The organism is Nocardia sp. NPDC004168 (genome assembly GCF_040610355.1).
Taxonomy (GTDB): Bacteria; Actinomycetota; Actinomycetes; order Mycobacteriales; family Mycobacteriaceae; genus Nocardia; species Nocardia sichangensis.
This window is the reverse complement of record NZ_JBEXME010000086.1, coordinates 1-3,896: the sequence shown is the minus strand read 5'-3', so window position 1 is coordinate 3,896 and position 3,896 is coordinate 1. Positions and strand designations below refer to the sequence as shown.

The following is a 3,896-nucleotide window of genomic DNA, read 5'->3' as shown; positions in this document are numbered from 1 at the left end:
GTCGAAAAGGTGGGACCTTTAACCGGCCCGAACCCGGTCGATCGCGGCAAGCCCGGCTCGAAGATCCACGTGCTGTCCGACCGCGCGGCAATCGTGCTGTCGGTGGGCGTCTCGTCCGCCAACACCAACGACGCCGAAGCGCTGCGTCCGCTGGTCGAAGCAATTCCTGCCATCCGATCGCGGCGCGCTCCGCGCCGACGCAAACCCGGCAACCTGCACGCCGACAAGGGGATCCGACACCGCCGAACTGCGGCAATGGATGCGAAACCGCGGGATCGGCGTCGGCATCGCCCGCGAAGGCATCGAATCCTCCAGCGCCTCGGCCCTCACCGGTGGGTGATCGAGCGCACGATTCCTAGCCGACCGGCTACAACCGCCTCAACATCCGCTACGACCGCAAGGCCACCCACTTCCTCCCTTCCGCACCCTCGCTGCGGCACTAACCTGCTACAAGAAACTCGCCAAATCAGCCACATTAGACATACTCCAAGACCTTCATGATATCGAGCGGACTCGCTCATCGGGATAGGCCGCGCGTATTATCACCTATCCACAGTCCTTGTGACGCTTTTTCCCAGCCTGCGTTCTGCACTACGGATGGTGAATAGGTGGAAATATAGCAGTTTTACGTGACGGTTCAGTCGAACCGGAGTCGGTGAGCGCAAGATCGGATTCACCGTCGACGGTACCAGCGCGGTTCTTCTGCTTCCGTGCGATTGCTCCATCGGCAGGCTCTATAGTGGCTGGCTTCGATGTCGACGAGGCAACAGTCTCGACAGCATCTGGCTTGCGGTTATCGGGTTTGCGGGTAGATTTCGACCATGGCGTCCTGCCGGGCTTGCGGCCAACCCGATTTTCTACATTCGAGGTCCGCGACCTTTGCGCTACAGCCGGTTCCTGCCGAGTCCGCGGCTTGGCGGAACGCGCCCATGGCGAACCCGCCGCAGCCGACCCGCTCCCGGGTTGCCCCGGTGAGTAGGGGTCACTGAGCACCTCAGGTGATCCAAGGGAGCTACTGAGGATTTGATGAACTGAGGTACCGATCGCTGAGATAGACGTGGCTTCGGGTAGGGTTTCGGTCGGTTGTACGGCATTAGAATTACTTATCTGCGCCTCGGTTGCATTTAGTATTCGCTCACTCGCGTGCCGGTCAGCGGTGTTAGCACTTGCCGCAGCATCATTTGTTGCGTACGTATCACTCGTTTCACCGCGCCGGGCACTGCTGTCATCGCTGCTGGTGATGCCCACCTGCGCCGCCGAGAGGCCATCAGCACCTACCGAATTTTCCCGATAGAGATGAGCGCTGTCTGTAGATTCAACCCGAGGCGTTTCCATCACACCGTCGGCGGATGACCGCCGAACATCAGATTCGGCCGCCATAATGTGATGTCGGTCGGTTTCGACTCCGGGCCCGTCCGAGGTCTGATTGTCGACTGGAACTGGGGGACCGGTAAGGCTGGAAGCTGGATACGTAACGGAATCTAACTCGGCATGGGGCGATTCAGCATGCGCAGATGTGTTACCCCACTGCGGCGACAGCTCAAGATCGCTGTCGACATACGAGCCGCTCCGCGTAGTGAAAGTCAAGTTCGCTACACTATCGGCGAATGCAGCCGCGTGTTTCAGTATGTCGTCCGCATGGGTATCGAGGAGCTCTGCGCGCCGTAATACCTCGTCGGGCTCGATATACAGCGTGAGAGCGGTTGATTTGCCAGGCGACTCCGGTGATATCAACGCGCCGCGAACAGCATTCTTGATCATTCGATCAATCACGTCCTTCAAAACACCGATCGCCTTGACGTCTACTTCTTCAATAAGGTAGGTTGTCAAATAGTCGCCCATACCGTTCAGCACTCTGCGGGTCATATCCCGGACGGCGAGAGCGAGAATCGCTCCACCGGGGGTAGCCAAAGCGACCCCGTAACTAATGGCAAGTGCGGCCAGTTCGGCCAGCACTGCTATCTTCACCGCCGTTACTACATCCGCCGCAATATCTAGGGCGGCGGCCACGGTCTTGCATGCCGAATCGAGGTGGGCCATGTGCGATTTACTCATTCTTCCCCACGCCGCCACAAGAGCCTCGTAGGATTCACCGGAATAGACAGATCCCATATCTGCGACGACCCCCGTCGCCGCCTGATGTGAATTCTGCACATTTACCGCAAAATCAAGGATATGCCTACCCAGTGCGCGGATGTCGTCTTCATTGACATCAGGATAGCCGAATCCAAGAAAATTCAGAAACGATATAACCTCGTCCGGTAACTCGATCGCCACCCGAACAGTCCCTTCATAGATAACTGAACATGCGCCAGCCATACGGCGCCGGTGGCGGCATTGCCACTGAAGTAGCAGAAATCCGCCAAACCGAGGCCGACAGATAAGGAGGCGGACACACAAGCCTACCTTGGCACATGCCACTTTGAGAAGGCGAATAGTGAAACTATTGCGGATTGTAGAAAAATCATTAATATCAGTCACATCCGCGAGATTAGTTCCATTGCACCTGCTGGCGTATTTCCTAAATGTAAACGACGTCGGAAATACCGCTGAGCGTGCAGATATGCCAGCGTCATTCCCTCCTGATTATCTGACAATAACTTCCCATTTGGGCAATAAACTTCCATCCGGTGCCCGCATCGGTACAGTTGTCGACCACAAGGCGCAAGCTTGCTTACCCACGCTTATTGCATACCATCCAAATCGTTCCGCTGCATAGGAATAATTTGACTTATCGCAACGAGCTTCGCAGGTAACGAGCCACAGACAACGAAACCATTGCCGCATGTCCGTGGCCACTTCAGTGGTCCTCTGGCTGGGGAGGGTAGGCGAGTCGATTGGTGACAGGTTGCCCGCGTTCGAGCTGGTAGGCGGCCTATTCGTATAAAGCCGTGACATTGGTGACGTCGGCGTGTAGGCGGCTGACTGGTGTCCGGTTTCCGGCAGCAGTGTGGGGACGATGGTCCCTCAGTATTCCTAATCCGATGTCTGTGGGGGTGGTTGGTGGCACGGGCGAATGCTCGGGCGTCGCTGATCATGGTTCGCCAGACGACGCGGTTTACCATGTGTTGTTTAAGGCAGCGGGTAACTTCTCGTGAGGTCTTTCTCTCCGCGCGTTTGCGGTCGTAGTAACGTCGTATGGCGCTATGTTCTGTCTCCCGATCGACCGGACAGGGTGTTCGGGCTGTCTCGGTGGTGCATCATGTCCGCTGTGTCGAGGCTGGCGGTTGATCGGTATCAGGTGTTGGCAGACAAGCAGTGGGAGTTGCTGGAGCTGCTGTTGCCGAAATCCGAGGGGCGAGTGGGTCGTAACTTCGCCAACAACCGGCTGGTGGTGGAGGGGATGCTGTACCGGTTGCGCACGGGTTCGCCGCGGGGGGACCTACTGCGGGAGTTGGGGTCGTGGCAGACGGTATGGAAGCGGCATCGGCGCTATGCCGCGGACGGCACATGAGATCGGGTGCTGACCGCGCTGCTCGCGCTGGCCGGTACCACTGGTGGTCTGGACTGGGTGGCCTCGATCGGCTCCACGATCGTGCGGGTGCACCAGCATGGCGCGGGCGCCAGAGACGACTCGGTGTCAGGGTTATGAATCTGCTGATCACGCGATAGGGCGTTCACGCGGTGGTTTGACGACCAAAGTGCATTTGGTCGCCGATGGTCATGGCCGTGGCCTGGCGGTGCTGCTCACACCCGGCCAGGCCGGCGACGCATCGATGATCGCGCCGTTGATGGAGGTGGTCGTGGTGCCCCGCCTCGACGGCGGTCCGCCACGGCGCGATCGGCAGGTGGTGATCGCTGACTAGTGCCTCGTCAAGCAACCTTCGGTAGGTAACCAGGTTGCCGGATCTTGGAGTTGACGGCGAAGTCGCGTTTGGGTCGGGCGTGCTGGTTGT

Annotated in this window: 4 protein-coding genes and 1 pseudogene; 4 read left to right on the top strand and 1 reads right to left on the bottom strand. The window is 58.6% G+C overall.

From position 1 onward, the window contains the following. Nucleotides 1-9: 9 nt before the first annotated feature. The gene (locus ABZW96_RS37385) at nucleotides 10-501 is read left to right on the top strand and encodes a transposase (RefSeq protein WP_355081594.1); all 492 of its coding nucleotides are present in this window, start codon (nucleotides 10-12) and stop codon (nucleotides 499-501) included. 90 nt (nucleotides 502-591) lie between these two features. Here the strand turns inward: ABZW96_RS37385 and ABZW96_RS37380 are convergent, their stop codons facing one another. Continuing rightward, nucleotides 592-2,277, bottom strand: a complete 1,686-nt coding sequence (locus ABZW96_RS37380) for a hypothetical protein (protein ID WP_355081592.1) — start codon at nucleotides 2,275-2,277, stop codon at nucleotides 592-594. A gap of 925 nt (nucleotides 2,278-3,202) precedes the next feature. Here ABZW96_RS37380 and ABZW96_RS37375 point away from each other — a divergent pair. From ABZW96_RS37375 to ABZW96_RS37365, 3 genes and pseudogenes are all read left to right on the top strand, one after another. Further along, nucleotides 3,203-3,454, top strand: coding sequence for a transposase (locus ABZW96_RS37375; RefSeq protein WP_355081590.1), 252 nt, complete (start codon nucleotides 3,203-3,205; stop codon nucleotides 3,452-3,454). Nucleotides 3,455-3,460: 6 nt separating this feature from the next. Beyond that, nucleotides 3,461-3,592 (top strand): hypothetical protein, encoded by a 132-nt coding sequence (locus ABZW96_RS37370; RefSeq protein ID WP_355081596.1) that lies wholly within the window; start codon nucleotides 3,461-3,463, stop codon nucleotides 3,590-3,592. A gap of 13 nt (nucleotides 3,593-3,605) precedes the next feature. Further along, nucleotides 3,606-3,710: pseudogene (locus tag ABZW96_RS37365) on the top strand (IS5/IS1182 family transposase); the annotation flags it as partial. Nucleotides 3,711-3,896 lie beyond the last annotated feature (186 nt).

What these genes read in the sequence shown, in the direction of transcription:
- ABZW96_RS37375 (WP_355081590.1), top strand. Translation starts at nt 3,203, where the DNA reads ATGTCCGCTGTGTCGAGGCTGGCGGTTGATCGGTATCAGGTGTTGGCA.